Source organism: Pseudomonadota bacterium (assembly GCA_013285445.1).
Classification (GTDB): domain Bacteria; phylum Pseudomonadota; class Gammaproteobacteria; order Xanthomonadales; family Wenzhouxiangellaceae; genus Wenzhouxiangella.
In genome coordinates, this window is record CP053448.1 from 1,989,531 (window position 1) to 2,007,598 (window position 18,068).

The 18,068-nt window shown below is 64.8% G+C and carries 14 protein-coding genes; 10 read left to right on the top strand and 4 right to left on the bottom strand.

What is annotated here, in order from left to right; genetic code table 11:
* The first annotated feature begins 386 nt into the window (after positions 1 to 386).
* Positions 387 to 2,195 carry a hypothetical protein gene (locus tag HND55_09050; GenBank protein ID QKK02777.1) on the top strand — a complete coding sequence of 603 codons (1,809 nt, stop codon included), beginning with the start codon at positions 387 to 389 and terminating at the stop codon, positions 2,193 to 2,195.
* A 130-nt stretch (positions 2,196 to 2,325) separates the two neighbouring features.
* On the opposite strand, the gene HND55_09055 is transcribed toward HND55_09050, so the two are convergent.
* Positions 2,326 to 3,690, bottom strand: a complete 1,365-nt coding sequence (locus HND55_09055; GenBank protein ID QKK02778.1) for an FAD-binding oxidoreductase — start codon at positions 3,688 to 3,690, stop codon at positions 2,326 to 2,328.
* Between the two features lie 76 nt (positions 3,691 to 3,766).
* Between HND55_09055 and serA the strand changes: the two genes are divergently transcribed.
* The 7 genes from serA (at position 3,767) to HND55_09090 (ending at position 12,475) form a co-directional block, all read left to right on the top strand.
* Entirely contained in the window at positions 3,767 to 4,999 is a 1,233-nt protein-coding gene (gene serA / locus HND55_09060; GenBank protein ID QKK02779.1) for a phosphoglycerate dehydrogenase, read from the top strand.
* 14 nt (positions 5,000 to 5,013) lie between these two features.
* Positions 5,014 to 5,289 (top strand): N-acetyltransferase, encoded by a 276-nt coding sequence (locus HND55_09065; GenBank protein QKK02780.1) that lies wholly within the window; start codon positions 5,014 to 5,016, stop codon positions 5,287 to 5,289.
* 169 nt (positions 5,290 to 5,458) lie between these two features.
* Positions 5,459 to 5,869, top strand: a complete 411-nt coding sequence (locus HND55_09070; GenBank protein QKK02781.1) for a hypothetical protein — start codon at positions 5,459 to 5,461, stop codon at positions 5,867 to 5,869.
* Positions 5,870 to 6,155: 286 nt separating this feature from the next.
* Positions 6,156 to 7,319, top strand: coding sequence for a TolC family protein (locus HND55_09075; protein ID QKK02782.1), 1,164 nt, complete (start codon positions 6,156 to 6,158; stop codon positions 7,317 to 7,319).
* Positions 7,316 to 8,800 carry an efflux RND transporter periplasmic adaptor subunit gene (locus tag HND55_09080; protein QKK02783.1) on the top strand — a complete coding sequence of 495 codons (1,485 nt, stop codon included), beginning with the start codon at positions 7,316 to 7,318 and terminating at the stop codon, positions 8,798 to 8,800. The genes HND55_09075 and HND55_09080 overlap by 4 nt, the downstream gene beginning before the upstream one ends.
* Complete coding sequence (locus HND55_09085) at positions 8,797 to 11,937, top strand: efflux RND transporter permease subunit (GenBank protein ID QKK02784.1); 3,141 nt, start codon at positions 8,797 to 8,799, stop codon at positions 11,935 to 11,937. Before HND55_09080 ends, HND55_09085 begins: the two co-directional genes overlap by 4 nt.
* A gap of 31 nt (positions 11,938 to 11,968) precedes the next feature.
* A complete protein-coding gene (locus HND55_09090; protein ID QKK02785.1) occupies positions 11,969 to 12,475 on the top strand; it encodes a DUF411 domain-containing protein in 507 nt (168 codons plus the stop codon).
* A gap of 1 nt (position 12,476) precedes the next feature.
* On the opposite strand, the gene bfr is transcribed toward HND55_09090, so the two are convergent.
* From bfr to HND55_09105, 3 genes are all read right to left on the bottom strand, one after another.
* A complete protein-coding gene (bfr, locus tag HND55_09095; GenBank protein QKK02786.1) occupies positions 12,477 to 12,953 on the bottom strand; it encodes a bacterioferritin in 477 nt (158 codons plus the stop codon).
* 79 nt (positions 12,954 to 13,032) lie between these two features.
* On the bottom strand, positions 13,033 to 14,718 hold the full coding sequence (locus HND55_09100; protein QKK02787.1) for a GMC family oxidoreductase: 1,686 nt from the start codon (positions 14,716 to 14,718) through the stop codon (positions 13,033 to 13,035).
* Complete coding sequence (locus HND55_09105; GenBank protein QKK02788.1) at positions 14,711 to 15,355, bottom strand: gluconate 2-dehydrogenase subunit 3 family protein; 645 nt, start codon at positions 15,353 to 15,355, stop codon at positions 14,711 to 14,713. The genes HND55_09100 and HND55_09105 overlap by 8 nt, the downstream gene beginning before the upstream one ends.
* A gap of 199 nt (positions 15,356 to 15,554) precedes the next feature.
* Here HND55_09105 and HND55_09110 point away from each other — a divergent pair, with 199 nt between their 5' ends.
* A complete protein-coding gene (locus tag HND55_09110) occupies positions 15,555 to 17,006 on the top strand; it encodes a phospholipase (GenBank protein QKK04055.1) in 1,452 nt (483 codons plus the stop codon).
* Positions 17,007 to 17,448: 442 nt separating this feature from the next.
* Positions 17,449 to 18,027, top strand: coding sequence for a peroxidase-related enzyme (locus tag HND55_09115; protein ID QKK02789.1), 579 nt, complete (start codon positions 17,449 to 17,451; stop codon positions 18,025 to 18,027).
* Positions 18,028 to 18,068 lie beyond the last annotated feature (41 nt).

Below are 18,068 nucleotides of genomic sequence, written 5' to 3' on the forward strand. Positions count from 1 at the left end.
ACACGCCAGGCCGGCAGAACCGGAACCCCGGAAGCCGCAAACGGGCGCGGAACAGATCCGGAGCGCACCCCGCCACGCGGGCCGAATTCCGACCTCGTCCGTCGGGGACGCCGCCCCGACCTACCGCCTTTCGCCTCGCGCCTACCCGCGGATATCGTCCGTGATGGTGACGCCGGATTCGGTGGGCGCGGACGCGTGGTCGATTCGTTTGTCGCGGTGGGCGCCAAGTTCGCAGATCGCATCCGCGACGGGCGCCTCTTATAATGTCTCTGAGCAATCGGGACCTGCCCACCTTGCGGCATTGGGTCCCGACCGATAATTTGCGGTATTTTCGCAACCTGCCCGGGCGCTCTGACTGGCACACAGGCCCTACAGGAGCCATCTGAATGCACTGCATGCGTAACGGCCGATTGGCGGCAAACCAGCGCTATCCCGTAATCGCGTGGATGGCGCGGCGCTGGAGAAGCAACAGCTCGCCGGCGGATTGCACCGCGCGAGCCCGAATCCTGCTCATCACCATCATTGGCGGCCTGGTATCCGCGGCCATCGCCGGCGATGACCTGGACGAGGTGTTCCAGGACCGATTCGAGCATATCCCCCCGGTTGCCCTGCAACTGCTACCCGCCAGTGGGGTTGACGGCGCGCAGCGGGTCAGCTTTGCTCTGCCCCTGCCGCCGGGCGCGCTGTTCGATACGAATCGCGCCAGTCTGTGGCTGGACGGCCTGGAGCAGCCGCTTCATGTCGAGGCGCTGGGCACCTGGCACGCACTGCCACCGCCCGGTCTGCATTGCACCGACACACAGCCATCCGACCAGGGCAGCCTGCGCAGCGTCCTGCTACAGGCCGATATCGATTTCGGTGCCGGACAGGCGGTTGTCGCCGAGGTGCGGCTTGACCGGACTCGCAGCCTGACGCTTGCCGACCCTGTTCCGGTCGAGCAGACCTGGCAGCTGGCGGAATCCGGCAGCTATGTCGCGGAAGACGGCGTACTTGAGCCCAAGGTGCTCGCGCAGTGGTCACCGCAGCATCTGCGCTGCGCCGGCCTGGCGCCAGCCCTGGGTAAGGTCGGCCTGCGAACCTACATGGCGGCCACGGATCAGGCCCAGATCGATTTTTTCTACACTACAATCAACGACTTCGGGCCTTCAGGCTGGCCGGCCAGCCAGGGTCTGATCGATTACAAGAACGACTACGAGCCCTGGCTGTATGACCGTCCCGCCGTGTTTTATCTCGGCCACCTGCGCAGCGGCAACATCGACCAACTGCGCGAGGCGCATCGGGCCGCGCATTTCTACGCGCAGAACATCTATACCCCGGAGCAATGTCAGGCGGCCGGCAACAACAACGACTGCGTCGGCTACTTCCGTCTCAAGAACCCGGATATCGGCAGCAGCTGGAAAGACCCCAAGTACTCCTACGGCGAAGGCATGGAACTGGCCTGGTGGATGACCGGGCTGCCGATCTTTCGCGACACGGCCCAGCACGTGGTCGAAGCGGCCGATCGCGGCGCACCGATCCTTCAGGCCGACACGGCCGGCGACCACTGGTTCAGTGAGCGCTGGTGGGGGTTTGCCCTGCAGGCCAATGCGTCGGCTTTCGCAATCACTGGGGATTCGGCTGTGCACGACAAGCTGGTTGAAGCCACCGCAGCGTTCCGGACACGCCAACTCTCCCATCCGCAGGCCAACGGCGGCTGCTTTATCTACAACTGGGACGGTGGCAGTGACAAGGGATTCTCACCCTGGATGTCGGCCCTGCTGCAGTACGCCTTCCTCAACACCTGGCAGCTGACTGCCGATGCGCGTCTGCCGGACATGATGAGCGACCTGGCCGGCTGCATCTCGGATTTGGGCCTGCGGACGGTCAGTGGCGAAGGCCCGCAAATTGATGGGCAGTTCGTGTCCTACTACGGAGTGCGGCATGACGGCACACCGCTCGACAGCAATCCCTGGAGCGGCATCGAGCACAGCAGTGACGTGGCCTCACTGCTTGCCATCGGCAGCGCATTCGCCGCGGAGCCGCTGCGCGAGCAGCTGCGGCAACATGTGCACGCCCTGATACCCAGTCACGAGTGGACGATCGACTACTGGACCCGCAATACACCCGACTACCCGCGCTATCGCGTCTCACCGCCGCGCAAGTACGCCTGGCAATACCACTACGTGCACGTGATTCCATATCTGGTCAACGACTGACCCGGCAGGGCAACTTTCAAGCATCGAGCACACGCCACGATGTATGTGTAGATCTTGTCGGTCGGGGACGCCGCCCCGACCTACCGGTGGGCACGGTCCCGAACTGGACGGTCGTGCAGGACAACAAGCCTCAACTGCTGAGCATCTTCCCGGGATTGAGGATATCGTCGGGGTCGAAGGCGGCCTTGATCTTTCGCATCATTTCGATCTCGGCCGCCGACCGGCTATAGTGCAGGTCGTCGCGCTTGAGCAGACCAACGCCGTGCTCGGCCGAGATACTGCCCTCGAAACGGCGCACCAGTTCGAACAGGTGCGGACTCAGCTTCCTGCCGGCGGCATGGAAGGCGTCGATCGACCAGTCTTTCGGCCTGAGTACGTTCATATGCAGGTTGCCGTCGCCGATGTGCCCGAACCACACCACCTCGTAATCGGGATAGCGCTCGGCCACCAGTCGGTCGAGTGATTCGAGAAATTCCGGCACCCGCGAGACGCGTACCGACAGGTCATTCTTGTAGGGCGTATGCGCGCCGATTGATTCACTGATCGACTCGCGCCAGCGCCAGAGCGCCTGCGCTTGCGTACCGGACTGGCTCAAGGTGCCGTCAGCCACATGTCCGGCTTCGACCAGGCGCTCGAACAGCCGAAGGGCCCGCTCCTGATTCTCCTGGCCAGGATCGTCGAATTCCACCACCGCGTAGTACGGACATTCGTCCTCGAGCGGAAACACTTCACCGGTGGCCGCCGAGACATGACCGATCGAACGCCGGTCGAAGAACTCGAAGGCAGACAGCCGCAGCCCGGCGCGCAGTTCCGTGAACACCGGCATGATCGAAGACAGGCCGAAAAAACCGAGCAGCAGCACGGACTGCTCCGGTGGCGGCCGGGTCAGCGCCACGGTCGCCTCGGTGATGATGCCGAGCACGCCTTCGGAGCCGATCATCAGGTGCCTGAGGTCCAGGCCGGTGTTGTTCTTGACCAGACCCCGATTGAGATCCAGCACCTCGCCGACGCCGGTCACAACCTTCAGGCCACGGACCCACTCGCGCGTCATGCCGTAGCGCAGTACCCGGATCCCGCCGGCGTTGGTGGCAATCGATCCGCCGAGCTGGCTGGAGTCGGCCGCGGCCCAGTCGACCGGGTAATAGAACCCGGCGTCGGCGGCGAGCCGCTGCAGTTCGCCAACCGGCACGCCGGCCTGGGCCCGCAGGCTGGGCTCGGTCCTGTCGAGTTCAAGCACCTCGCGCATTTTCTCCAGCGAAACGACCACCTCCCCTTCGCAGGCCACAGCACCCCCGGATAGTCCGGTTCGGCCCCCGCTGGGCACCAGCCTCAGACCCCTGTGCCGGGCCGTGCGCACGATGCTTGCGACTTCTTCGGTGCTGCGCGGGAACACCACTGCGGTCGGAAGGGCGTCCCAGAAGCGGGTCCAGTCACGCCCGTACTGCGCCAGGGTTTCGGGATCGTCGAGCGTTTCGATATCGTCGAACATCACCATTGTTCAATTATGACTTGATTGCCCGGCCGAATGTCACCAGACTTGTGCTTTCAACCTCCGAAGAACAAACGACTGCATGAAGCAAAACTACTCGCTGGACAAGCAGGACATCAACTTTCTGCTGCTCGAGAACATTCACGATCGCGCCATTGCCAGTCTCCGGCAGTCGGGCTACACCAGCTTGCGCACAGAGAGCGCGGCACTAGGCCCGGGCGAGCTCGACAGCGCCATAGCCGACGCCCATTTTCTTGGCATTCGCTCACGCAGTCAGGTCACGGCAGAGGTTCTCGACCGGGCCGGGAAGCTCACCGCAATCGGCTGCTTCTGCATCGGCACCGACCAGGTCGATCTGCCCGAGGCACGCAAACGCGGCATCCCGGTGTTCAATGCGCCCTACGCCAACACGCGCTCGGTGGCCGAACTGGTGCTGGCCGAAACCATCATGCTGATGCGCGGCGTTCCGGCCAAGAACGCCGGTGCCCATCGGGGGCGCTGGCTGAAAACGGCCAAGGGCTCACACGAGGTGCGCGGAAAGACCCTGGGCATCGTGGGTTTCGGGCATATCGGCTCGCAGCTCGGCATCCTGGCCGAAGGCCTGGGCATGAACGTGATCTACTACGACATCGTCGACAAGCTGCCGCTGGGAAACGCCACGGCGATCGACCGGCTCTCCGATCTGCTCGCGCAGGCCGATGTCGTCACCCTGCACGTGCCCGACACCGATCGGACGCGCGGCATGATCGGGCAGCGTGAACTGGAGACCATGCGCCCCGGCAGCCATCTGATCAATGCGTCCCGGGGCCGGGTGGTCGATCTTCCCGCGCTGGCCGATGCTCTGCGCTCGGGTCACCTGGCCGGCGCGGCCATCGATGTCTTCCCGCACGAGCCAGCCCATGCCGATGATGAGTTCGAATGTGAACTGCGCGGCATGGACAACGTGCTGCTGACCCCTCACGTTGGCGGATCGACCCGCGAGGCACAGGAGAATATCGCGCTCGACGTAGCCGCCAAGCTGGTGCGCTACTCCGACAACGGCTCGACCATGGGTGCGGTCAACTTTCCCGAGGTGTCCCTGCCCGACCACGAGACCGCACGGCGCATCATGCATATCCACCGCAACGAACCCGGTGTGCTGCAGGCGATCAATACGATCTTTTCCGACGCCGGGGTGAACATCGCCGCGCAGTACCTGCAAACCACGCCCGACGTCGGCTACGTGGTCATGGACATCGAGACCGACGACGCCACCACCCTGATTCGCGGCCTGCAGACCATACCGGCAACCATCCGCACACGTTTCCTGTACTGAGCGAGGAGATCCGCATGACCGCAATCGACATCAAGCGCAACGACCAGCGGCAGCGTTTCGAAGCCGTCGTCGACAACCAGCTGTGCGTGCTCGAATACACGATCGACGGCAAGACAATCAGCATGAACCACGTGCGCGTGCCCGAGGCCGTCGGTGGGCGGGGCATCGCCGGGGAGATCACCCGTCATGCACTGGACTGGGCGCGTTCCAACGACCTTCGTGTCGTGCCCAATTGCCCCTACGTGGCCGGCTGGATCGAGCGCCACCCGGAATACGCCGACCTGATCTGAGCCTTGCAATCACCTTCTCGGCCGGGAACCCGGGGCAGCGCTTGTCCAGTCTGGCCGGAACGATGAGCTGCACAGGGGATCTCACAGACCGCGTGGAACACGGCAGCCCCGCAAAACAATTCGCCCCGTTGCGCTTGTCCCGGCCCGAGATCGGTGCTAACGTCCAGCAATGCATTCTCTCATCGCTATGCTGATACGAGGCCTGCTCGCCATTACGCTGGTGACGGGCGGGCTGTCGGCCTGGAGCATGAATGCAACATCCATGGCAATGGGGCTGTCCTCGCAGGCAGCACCGGACATCAGCGGCCAGCAAGACGCAGACAATCACCACGCCGACAGTCAGGCAGCTGCTCATGCGCCGTCCGAGCAGCCGCAACACGATTGCTGCGAAGATCAGGAAGGCGACTGCGCGCAGGATATGTACGAGAAATGCGATTGCGTCTGTCCCGCGCTGAGTATTTTTGTCCCGGTAGATAATCCGCCCGCCATCACGGCGGCCGCGCAAGGCCCCGTCGCCAGCATTTTTGTTTCCGCGCCTCAAAGGGTCATCACGACTCTGCTTCGCCCACCCCGGGCCTGATACTCCCCCAAACCTGCTCACCGCACAGGCGCCGGCATGCCGCGATAAATCGGCATCGCTGGATCGTCCGTGCATTGCGATCCTTTGCCACCTGCAACATCAAGCGAGGTCCGCCATGTCCCATGGAACCCTCATATCGGCAAATGACGCCAGTCGCCCTGCACGATTGGCGCTTTGCCTGTCCGTTCTGCTGACATTGTCGACGGCGGCACCGGCGACCGATTCAACCAATGGCGATTCGCCCGCAGCGTCCGTAACAGCGCTCGGCGACAGCGAACGTCTGACGATGGAAGCCGCCGTATCAATAGCCCTGGCTGCCGCCGATCCCGTCGTCCAGCAGTTCATGGCCCGCACCGAGGCCCTTGAACACGAGGCCGTGGCCGACGCCCGGCTGCCCGATCCGATGGTTTCGGCCCAGGTCGTCAATGTCCCGACCGATACCTTCCGCCTGGATCAGGACGGCATGACCCAGGCGCTCAGACTGGGCCTGCGCCAGGAGATTCCGGCCGGGCGAACGCTGGCTATCCGCGGACGCCAGCGCAGCAGCGAAGCCGAAGCTGAGCATGCCCAAGCCGAGCTGGCGCGCCGCCAGATCACGCTGGAGACCCGCCAGGCCTGGCTGGAACTGGCCTGGCAGGAACAGGCGGCAGCAGTGCTGCGCCACAGTCGGAGCCGCATCGAGCAGCAAATAGAGTCCCTGCAATCGCGCTTCGCCGCCGGCGGACTGCACGCCCAGGCTCTGCTGCGCACGGACCTGGAGCTTGCCCTGCTCGACGACCGCGTTGCCGAACACCGCCGCCTGGCCGATCGCGCGCGCGCCACGCTGGCCCGCCATATCGGCGGCGAGGCCTACCGCCCCCTGCCCGATCGCATGCCGGAGATCGAAGCGGTGGAACTCGATCTGAACCAACTTCGGCCACGCCTGGTGACCCACCCGGCCGTCGCGGCAAAGCAGGCGCGGATCGATGCGGCCGAACTCGGCATCGAACTGGCCAAACAGGCCTACAAACCGAGGCTGGCCGTCGAGGCCGGCTACGGCCTGCGCTCCGAACGCCCCGATTTGGCCAGCATCGGCGTGAGCCTGTCGGTGCCCCTGTTCACCGGCAACCGGCAGGACAGGCGCCACAGCGCGGCGGTTCGTCGCAGCAGTGCGGCCCAGTTCGAGCGTGACGCGCTGCTGCTGGATCTCAGACGTCAGCTCGAACAGGCCGTAACCGACTGGCAACGCTACCGCGAACGCCTGGCGCTGTATGAAAAGGTCGTCGCCGAACGCGCCCGCGACACGGTCGAGGCGTCGGTGACGACCTACGCCAACGGGCAGACCGACTTCGCCGAACTCATTGGCAGCCAGCTGACCGAGCTGGACACACGGATCAAACAAGCGGAACTGAAGGCCCGCGCCGGCAGCGCCTGGGCGCAAATTCTCTTTCTCACGGGAGAACAGTTGTGAACAAGTGGCAAGTAATCCTCATTGCGCTGGCGGCTGCCGCGCTCGGATTTCTGGCGGCCTGGTGGGGTTTGAACGGCCCCGATGCGGACAGCCAGGGACAACCGGGAGAGTCCGGGCGCGAAATACTCTACTGGGTGGCGCCGATGGACCCGAACTACCGGCGCGACGAGCCCGGCAAGTCGCCCATGGGCATGGACCTGGTCCCGGTCTACGCCGACGAGGCCGGCCCGGGAGGCGACCGGGGCGAGCCCGGCATCCGGATCAACCCGGCCGTGATCAACAACATCGGCGTCAAGACCTCCGCCGTCGAGCGCAGGGACCTGGCGCGCGACATCGACGCCGTGGGCCTGGTCACGCCCGACGAGAGCCGGATCGCGCATGCCCATGTCCGCACCGAGGGCTGGATCGAGGTGCTGCATGTCGATACGGAAGGTGCGCGGGTAGCGGCCGGACAGCCGCTGTTCGAGATCTATTCCCCGGCGCTGGTCAGCGCGCAGGAGGAATTTCTGCAGGCGACGCGAATGGGCAACCGGGCGCTCGTCACCGCGTCGAAATCGCGGCTGGCGGCCCTGGGCATGAGCGCGGCGCAGATCGACGCGCTGCGCGATCGCGGCTCGCCCGAGCGGCTGTTCACGGTGCGCGCTCACCACGACGGCCACCTGCTGGAGCTCAACGTCCGCCAGGGCATGTACGTCCAGCCGGGAGACACCATCATGAGCATCGCCGACCTGTCGAGGGTCTGGGTCGACGTCGATCTCTACGAGGGCCAGGTCAACCGGGCCGTAGCAGGCCAGCGGGCCGTCATGGCGCTGCCCTGGGCCGAACCGGGGCGCCAGTGGCGCGGCGAGGTCGACTACGTCTACCCGACCATCCGCCCGGAAACCCGCACCGGGCGCCTGCGCCTGGCCTTCGACAACCCCGACCTGACGCTCAAGCCCAACATGTACGCCCGTGTGGCGATCGCGGCCGACCCGCGCTCCGATGCCCTCGCGGTGCCGACCCAGTCCATCATCCGCACCGGCCAGGCCGAGCGCGTCATCCTGGCCCTGGGCGAGGGCCGTTTCCGGCCGGCGGAAGTGGCCACCGGCATCGAATCCGATGGCTGGACGGAGATCACCGCAGGCCTTGACGAAGGCGAGCGGATCGTCGTCTCCAGCCAGTTCCTGATCGACTCGGAAGCCAGCGGCGATGCCAGCCTGCTGCGCATGATCGACGACGGGGCGGGGCCGGACCACGATCGGGACCATGGCGACCATGGGGATGCCATGGCGTCGGACCATCGGCAGCACGACGCTCACCAGGGCGGGGACGCGCTGCAGGACCCGGATCATTCGGAGATGGACCACTCGGGAATGGATCACTCGGGAATGGATCACTCGGAGATGGATCACTCGGGGATGGACCACTCGGAAATGGAGCACTCCGAAATGGACCACTCGGCGCACGGGCAAAGCGAGGATGAACCGGGAGCCCGGCCATGATCGCCGCCGTCATCCGCTGGTCGATCCGCAACCGCGTCCTGGTTCTGATGCTGTCGGCCCTGCTGGCGGCCTGGGGCACGATCGCGATGCTCAAGACGCCGCTCGACGCCATTCCCGACCTGTCGGACGTGCAGGTCATCGTCAAGACCAGCTATCCCGGCCAGGCGCCGCAGGTGGTCGAAGACCAGGTGACCTACCCGCTGACCACCGCCATGCTGTCGGTGCCCGGCGCGACGACCGTGCGCGGCTACTCGTTCTTCAACGACTCCTTCGTCTACGTCATCTTCGAGGACGGCACCGATCTCTACTGGGCCCGCTCGCGCGTGCTCGAATACCTCAGCCAGGTCGCCCCCACCCTGCCGCAGGAGGCCCGGCCCGCACTGGGGCCCGACGCCACGGGCGTGGGCTGGGTCTACCAGTACGCCCTGGTCGACCGGAGCGGCCGGCACGACCTGGCCGAGCTGCGCTCGCTCCAGGACTGGTTCCTGAAATACGAGCTGCAGACCGTCGAGGGTGTCTCCGAGGTCGCCTCGATCGGCGGCATGGTCCGCCAGTACCAGGTGGTGGTCGACCCGGACAAGCTGCGCGCCCACGACATTCCGCTTTCGCGCGTGCGCCAGGCCATCCAGAACGGCAACATGGAAACCGGCGGGCGGGTCATCGAAATGGCCGAGGCCGAGTACATGGTGCGCGCCACCGGCTACATCGATTCCCTTGCCGATATCGAAGAGATCCCCATCCGGACCTCGGACCGGGGCGTGCCCATCCGCATCGGCGACATTGCCGAAGTCCGCTTCGGGCCGGAACTGCGCCGCGGCATCGGCGAGCTCAACGGCGAGGGCGAAGCCGTCGGGGGCGTGATCGTCATGCGCTTCGGCGAAAACGCCATGGCCACCATCGAGCGGGTCAAGGAAAAACTGGAATCGCTCAAGCAGGGACTGCCCGAGGGCGTCGAGATCGTCGAGACCTATGACCGTTCCTCACTGATCAGCCGGGCGGTCGACACGCTCACCGAGAAACTCATCGAGGAGTTCATCGTCGTCGCGCTGGTCTGCCTGGTCTTCCTGTTTCACTTCCGCTCCTCGCTGGTGATCGTGCTGAGCCTGCCGCTGGGCATTCTCTCGGCCTTCATCGTCATGCAAATCCAGGGCATCAACGCCAACATCATGTCCTTAGGCGGCATCGCAATCGCCATCGGCGCGATGGTGGACGCGGCCATCGTGATGATCGAGAACTATCACAAGCACCTCGAACAGGCCGAAGGCAAGCTCGAGGGCGAAGCGCGCTGGGACGCGCTGGCCGACGCGGCCGTGGAGGTCGGCCCGGCGCTGTTTTTCTCCCTGCTGATCATCGCGCTGAGCTTCGTGCCGATTTTCGCCCTGGAAGCCCAGGAAGGCCGTATGTTCAAGCCGCTGGCCTTCACCAAGACCTATGCCATGGCGGCCGCCGCCGGCCTGGCCATCACGCTCGTGCCGGTGCTGATGGGCTACCTGATCCGCGGGCGCATCACGCCGGAGCACAGAAACCCGCTCAACCGCTTCCTGACCTCGCTCTACCGGCCCGTGCTGGCGACCGCGCTGCGCTTCCCGATTTCGACGGTGGTACTGACGCTGGCCATTCTTGCCAGCGCCTGGATCCCCTACAGCCGTATCGGCAGCGAGTTCATGCCGGAACTCGACGAAGGCGACCTGCTCTACATGCCGAGCGCCTACCCGGCCGCCTCGGCCGGCAAGATGGCTGAAATCCTGGGCCAGACGAACCGTCTGATCATGACGGTACCCGAGGTCGAAACCGCCTACGCCAAGGCCGGCCGCGCCGACACCGCCACCGACCCGGCGCCCCTGACCATGATCGAGACCACCATCCGGCTCAAGCCCAGATCCGAGTGGCGCGACGGCATGACCATGGACAAGCTCAAGGCCGAACTCGACGAGCTGGTCCAGATCCCGAGCCTGACCAATACCTGGATCATGCCGATCAAGAACCGCATCGACATGCTGGCAACGGGCATCAAGACGCCGGTCGGAATCAAGGTATCCGGCGCCGACCTGGAAGTGATCAACGAAATCGGCGAGGAGATCGAGCGGGTCATGCGCGACGTGCCCGGCACCGCCTCGGTCTACGCCGACCGCGTGACCGGCGGGCGCTACGTCACCGTCGACGTGCTGCGCGATCAGGCCGCCCGCTTCGGGCTGAACATCCGTGACGTGCACGAGATCGTGCGCTCGGCGGTGGGCGGCATGTCGGTCAGCGAAAGCGTGGAAGGGCTGGAGCGCTACCCGATCAGCGTGCGTTATCCGCGCCACGTTCGGGATTCGCTCGGCGACCTCGAGAATCTCGCCATCGTCACCCCGACGGGCGCCCAGATCCCGCTCTCTGCCGTCGCCGACATTGCCATCGAGACCGGGCCCGGCGTGATCCGGACCGAGAACGCCCGGCTTAACGGCTGGATCTACGTCGACGTCAGCGACCCGGACCTGGGCGGCTACGTGCAGCGGGCCAAGCGTGCCGTTGCCGAACAGGTCGAGCTGCCGCCCGGCTATTCGCTGGGCTGGTCCGGGCAGTACGAGTTCATGCAGCGCGCCGCCGACAGGCTCAAGCTGGTGGTGCCGGCCGCCGTCGGCATCATCGTGCTGCTGCTGTTCATGAACTTCCGCAACCCGGTCTCGGTGCTGATCATCCTGGGCACGCTGCCGCTGTCGCTGGTCGGAAGCTACTGGCTGCTCTATCTGCTCGGCTACAACCAGTCGGTGGCCGTCGGCGCCGGCATGATCGCGCTGGCCGGCGTGGCCGTGGAAATCGGCGTGCTCATGCTCGTCTACCTGGACCAGGCGCTGGCCCGCCACCGCGCACAAGCCGCCGAAGACGGGCGGATTCTGTCGCGCGCCGACCTGGTGCAGGCGGTCACCGACGGCGCCCTGTTGCGAGTGCGCCCCATCCTGATGACCGTGTCGGTGATCATCGCCGGCCTGCTGCCGATCATGCTCGGCCACGGCACCGGCTCGGAAATCATGCGTCGCATCGCCGCGCCGATGGTCGGAGGCATGATCAGCGTGACGGTCCTCACGCTGCTGGTGGTGCCGACCATCTACTATCTGTGGAAATCCTTCGGGCTGAAAACGACAGCCATTCCCTGATCCTTACTGCATTCATCGAGGAGAAACGACCATGACCCCCAACCGACTGACCACCGCCATCATGCTTGCCGCCAGCCTGTTGCTGACCGCTGCCTGCCAGGCCCAGTCCGGTGACGACACCGCTCGGCAGCCCGCGGTTTCCGCGGCCCATGAAATGACGGTCTATCACGACCCGCAGTGCGGCTGCTGCGGCAAGTGGGTTAAACACATGGAAGAAAACGGCTTCCTGGTCGAGGCCGTTCCGACAAGCGACATGAACCGCATCAAGAACGAACTCGGCATCCCCCGCGAACTGCCGTCCTGTCACACCGCCGTGGTCGGCGATTACGTCATCGAGGGCCACGTGCCGGCCGACGATGTGCTGCGGCTTCTGACCGAGCAGCCGCAGGCGCGCGGCCTGAGCGTGCCCGGCATGCCGCTTGGCTCGCCCGGCATGGAAGTGGGCGAACGCCGTGCAGCCTACAAGGTTTTTCTGTTCGATGACGCCGGCAATCCTCGAGTCTTCAGCCAATACGATGCCATTACCGGTGAGCGCTAGCCTATACGCTCTTGCACTGCTGCGACTGCAGGTAGTTTTGCAAACCGATACGCTCGACCAGCTCGAGCTCGGTCTCCAGCCAGTCGGTGTGCTGCTCTTCATCTTCAAGCATGGCCGAGAGCAACCCGCGGCTGACAAAATCCGCCTGTTGCTCGCAGTGGGCAATGGCTTCACCGAGCACCCTGCGGGCGCGCTTGATCAGCGCCAGATCCTGCTGCAGCTGATCGATCGGCGTGGCCGCTGACTCGATGACCGCACTGGCCGAAAAATCCGGTTCGCCCTCAAGGAACAGGATTCGGTCAGCGAGTTTCGCGGCGTGCTCCATTTCCTCGACCGAATAGTCGTACTGAATATCCGCCAGCCGGTCAAAACCCCAGTTGGCGCAGCTTCGTGAGTTGCGCAGATACTGGCGATGACCGGTCAGCTCAATGGCCAGGTAGGCGTTGAGATACTCGATGACTCTGGCTGACCCCTGCATAAGCGCCTCACGATGGCTCCGGTGACAAGCGGAATCTTACCTCAGGCCGGATTTCCCGGCCACACCATGTATGTAACACTCAGCCCGTGGTCTTGTGCATGCGCTCCAGAATCCGGTCGGCAACCCGGAACGCATTGGCGTAAATGGTCCAGGTAAACGGCACGCTGCCGCCGGTCGGCATGAAGCTGCCGTCGGTGACATAGACGTTATCCACGCCATGAATGCGACAGTCCGGATCGAGCACCGAATGCACCGGATCCGTGCCAAAACGACAGCCGCCGGCCATCAGGTTGCGTGACGCGTTGCGGCGCACGCCGGATCGAACGCGATCAGCGCCCATCAGCTCGGCAATCCGGCGCGCCTTGCTGACCAGAAATGCACCGACCTGGCGATCGTGCGGATGCTGGCCGGTTCGAATGCGGGCGACCGGCATGTCCCAGCGGTCCCGGATCGTCGGATCGAGTGAAACGCGGCAGTCATCATTGGGCAACCAGTCGCAGAACACCTCGAAACGCAGGTACTGCCGGGTGGTGAACGACTGCTTGAGCCGACGCTTGAGATCGCTGCCCCATCGCAGCTTGCTGCCGGCCCATTTGCTCGACTGCGCCCTGAGGATCGGATTGGGATGGCGCATCAGGAAATCGATCGTGCCGCCCTTGCGACGGGTTCCCATGCGATTGGGCAGGTCATACATGAAATACCAGTCCTGCAGACTGCGGTTGACGAAGGGGCCGCGCGTTCTCAGGGCAGCGGCGCGCCCGGCCGACATGCCGTCAACGTCGAACTCGGCGGTACCCGCGCCACCGGAAGAGAAAATCAGGTTGCGGCCAACCTGGCCGTGATTGTTGCCCAGTCCGTCAGGGTGTTGCGACCCGCGCGAATTGAGCAGCAGTCGCGCGCTTTCAACCGCCTGACAGGCCACCACGAACAAGTCCGCCTCGATACGACGGGTTCGGCCATTGCGATCGCCGCACTCAACGGCAACCGCTCGCCCCTGCTGGTCGCTGATGATTCGCTTGGCCTGCATGCCGGGACGGATCTCCAGACACCCGCTGTCGAGGGCGCGGTCGAGCAGCGCTGCACGGGCACTGCCCTTGGCACCGCTCGAACAGCCATAGCTGCCGCAATAGCCGGAGTACTCGCAGGCTCGTCTCTGCCCGGAAGGCCGCGACAGAATGGCCCGCGGTGTAGGCAAAGGATGTAGACCTTTGCCGATGCAAACCGCGTCGATCTCGCCGGCAAACGGGTGCTCCAGCGTTGGCGGCTGGGGAAAATCGCGCGTCGACCGCGGTTCGGCGTTGGGATGCTCGACCACGCGCCCCGAGATCCCGACCTCCGTCTCGACCCGGGCATAGTAGGGCTCCAGATCGGCATAACTGATCGGCCAGTCAACCACGTTGGCGCCATCAATCGGGCCGAACTCGCTGGCCAGACGAAAATCCTCGGGCTTGAGTCGGAAGAAAAAGCCGCTCATGAAGTTGCTCGACCCGCCCACGCAGTTGCCGTTCCAGAAGCTGCGCCCGGCCCGGGCAACCCATTGACCATCGCGGTTGCGCGTTTCAAGTACGTGCGGTTGCTCGCTCACAGGCGGCTTGAAGACCTGTCGCCGACAGCACGCCAGCTCATCCTTGAAGAAATCGTCCTCGGTATACCAGCCGCCCTTCTCGAGCACGATCACCCGGTAACCGGCCTCAGCCAGGGTCTTGGCGACCGGCGCACCGCCGGCGCCACTGCCAATGACGCAGACGTCGAACCCTTCATCCATGGGCGGCACAGACTCCGACAACATCGCGGCGGGGCCGGAAATAGGCGTCATCGAGCAGTCGATACCAGCGCTTGTCCGGCGGCGGCGCGGGAAAACCCGGCTGGTGAGCCAGCCAGCGCCAGCCCGTACCGTCGATGTTTCCGCCATAGACCGGATCGGCCAGCAGGGACTCGATGACCACATCGAGATGCCGCGAAACCCAGCGTTCCCAGCTGCTGTCTTCGATCAACGACAGCAGCAACGCTTCGCGCTGCTCGCTTGTCAGGTCTTCAAACGGACGGCCCTGCTGCTGACGAGCTTGCTGATTGAATTCACTGACCCGCCCGAGCAGAAACTCGCGCCGGTCGACGGCAGTGTGCGGCAAAACCGTGCGGGCGTAAGTCAGCGTACCGGCCTGTTCGGCGCCGGGACCGTCTCCGTCGTCCGGCAACAGGTGTCCGTAAAGCGCACCGAGCGTGCGCCAGGGCTCAGCCTCCAGCCTCCGCGCCGGCATGTGCCGGCACGCAAACAACGCACCGGCCGGTACCACCGCCAGCCAGGCAGCCGTCAGTCCACCGGCGCGCATCAGTTCACGCCGCGTGCATCCAGTCGGCCCGGATTCACCCCGCTTGCGGTGTCCGTCGTCAGGCTGACTCATGCATTCCTCGCGGCGGGCGAACAATGCGGTCAGACTAACTCAAACAGCAAAGGGTCGCCTTGACCTGGGCCATGTTCTGACCCGGGCTTGCGGTAAACTGACCACCACGGCGAGCGGCTGGACATCAGCCTGCAACCGGAACCGGATGGCTCGTGATCACCAGGAGTACCTCTGCCCAGTGAACGATTCCGATGCGTCGATGGCTGCCGCCCGTAAGCGGCGACGCTGGCTGCGCCATGTTCTGCTTGCACTGGCTGCCGCCTACCTCATCGCTTTGCTCTACGGCCTGTTTCGGCCATTGCCTGCCGGCATCGACTACGCAGGCCCGTGGCGCCCGGCCAGCGAGGTCCGGTTCCTGGCCGACAGCACATGGCTTGACGCCAATGGCCACCAGCACACCGAGCGGCAGATTTTCGACGCTGCCTTTGCCATGATCGAGCGCGCCGAGTCGCTCATCGTCAGCGATTTCTTTCTGGTCAATCAGTTCGCCGGTCAGGCCAGTGACGCGCATCGTGCACTGTCGCGTGAGCTTATCGATGCCCTGGCCCAGGAACGCCTGACCCACCCCGGCATGCATGCCCTGTTGATTACCGATCCATTCAATACGCTCTATCGCGGCGTCCGTCAGCCGCTGTTCGACGCGCTAAGGCAGGTCCACGTACCGATTGTCGAAACTCGCCTGACGCGGCTGCGTGACCCGAATCCGGCCTGGTCGGCCGCCTGGCGTTTGTGCTGCATGTGGCTGGGCAACGACCAGGATGGCGGCTGGCTGCCCAACCCGGTCGACCAGGGCAAGGTCAGTCTGCGCACCCTGCTGGCCTTGCTCAACTTCAAGGCCAATCACCGCAAGACGCTGGTGGTGCACGGCGTCAGCGGCTGGGAAGCGCTGGTGACCTCGGCCAATCCGCACGACGCCAGCAGCCGGCACGACAACATCGCCATCGCGTTCGATGGGCCTGCGGCCGAAGACCTGCTGGCCACCGAACGGGCCGTCGTCGAGTTTTCTTTCCCCGGCAGATTTCAGTGGCCGGAGTTGCCGCCGGCTCGGATCAGCAACCGGGGCGAACTGGAGGTGCGGGTCCTGACCGAGTCGGCAATCCGTGACGCGGCGCTGGACATGCTTCGCCAGGCCGGTGCCGGTGATCGAATCGATCTGCTGATGTTCTACCTCTCTCACCGCGACCTGGTCCGTGCACTCATCGACGCCCGCAGTCGTGGCGTCGCGGTTCGCGTTCTGCTCGACCCCAATCGCGATGCCTTCGGCCGCGAGAAAAACGGCATACCGAATCGCCAGGTCGCATGGGAGCTGCATCGCAACCAGGTCGATGTCCGCTGGTGCAACACCCGCGGCGAACAGTGCCACGGAAAGATGCTCGTGCTTCGGTCCGGCGAAGGCGAGCAACAGATTCTGGCCGGATCGGCCAACTTCACCCGGCGCAACCTCGACAACTACAACCTCGAGACCAACATCCAGGTGCGCGCGGCAGACGGCGCTCCCTTCGCGCAGGCGGTGAATGGATTCTTCGACGAACGCTGGCACAACACGCCCCAACGCATCCACAGCCTGCCCTATTCCAGTTTTGCCGACGAATCGAGGCTGCGCTACTGGCAATACCGAATCATGGAGGCCACCGGTCTGTCAACCTTTTGAAGCCACACCCGCAGCAACGAGCGCACGTCTGAAAAAAACCGGTAGAGGCACGGCCTCCGGCCCGACCCGCCGGGCCGAAGAGGCGATATACTCGAGAAGGGCATGATTGACGGGCAGCGCATGTGCACCGACACCTCCATCAACTCCCGATTCCCGATCATTGCCGTACCGGCCCTGAATGCTGCTCTGGCGCCGGGCGGATGCACACCGTGAATTCGATGGCACAGTTACAGCTGCAATCTACAATCATCTGCCCGCACTGTAGCCACCAGGCTACATTGAAAATGCCCACAGACGCCTGTCAGTATCTGCTCGACTGCCCCGCCTGCGGCGCGCTGATCCGGCCCCATACCGGCGACTGCTGTGTGTTCTGCTCCCACGGCAGCACACCCTGCCCGCCGGTACAGCGCGACGGGCGTTGTGGCGCGCCCAGAGGCAGTCGGTGAGCTGGATTCGTTCGATCACGGCTGACCGGGCCGACGAGGCTCTGGCCCGGCGCTATGAACGACTCGCGGGTGACCGGGGCCAGCTGGACCATATTCTGCTGGTTCATGGCCTCCTGCCACATACCCTTGACGGACACATGGCGCTTTATCGCAGCGTCCTGCACCACCCGCGCAATCCGCTTCATGCCCGTCTGGCCGAGGCGATCGGCATCCGGGTCAGCCTGATCAACGGTTGCGACTACTGTGTCGCACACCACAGCCGCGGCCTGCGCGCGGCCTGCGACTCCGGCACAGCAGCCCGCTGTATTCAGGCTCTGAGAGATGGGCGCTTCGAACCGGCGTTCACCGCTGCAGAGGCCGCGGCACTGCGCTACGCCGATCGCCTGACCCGCTCACCGGCCACCGTCGAGCTTGCCGACATCGAGCGGCTGCGCGCGCACGGCTGGAATGATGCGGCCATTCTGCAAATCAATCAGGTTGCGGCCTATTTCGGCTATGCCAACCGGGTGGTGCTTGGCTTGGGTGTCAAGCTTGAAGGCGGCATGGGCGTCGACCCGCCCCCCGAAGCCATCTAAACTCGAATGCGCGGTAGCTGATGATCGGCTCACACCTTCGC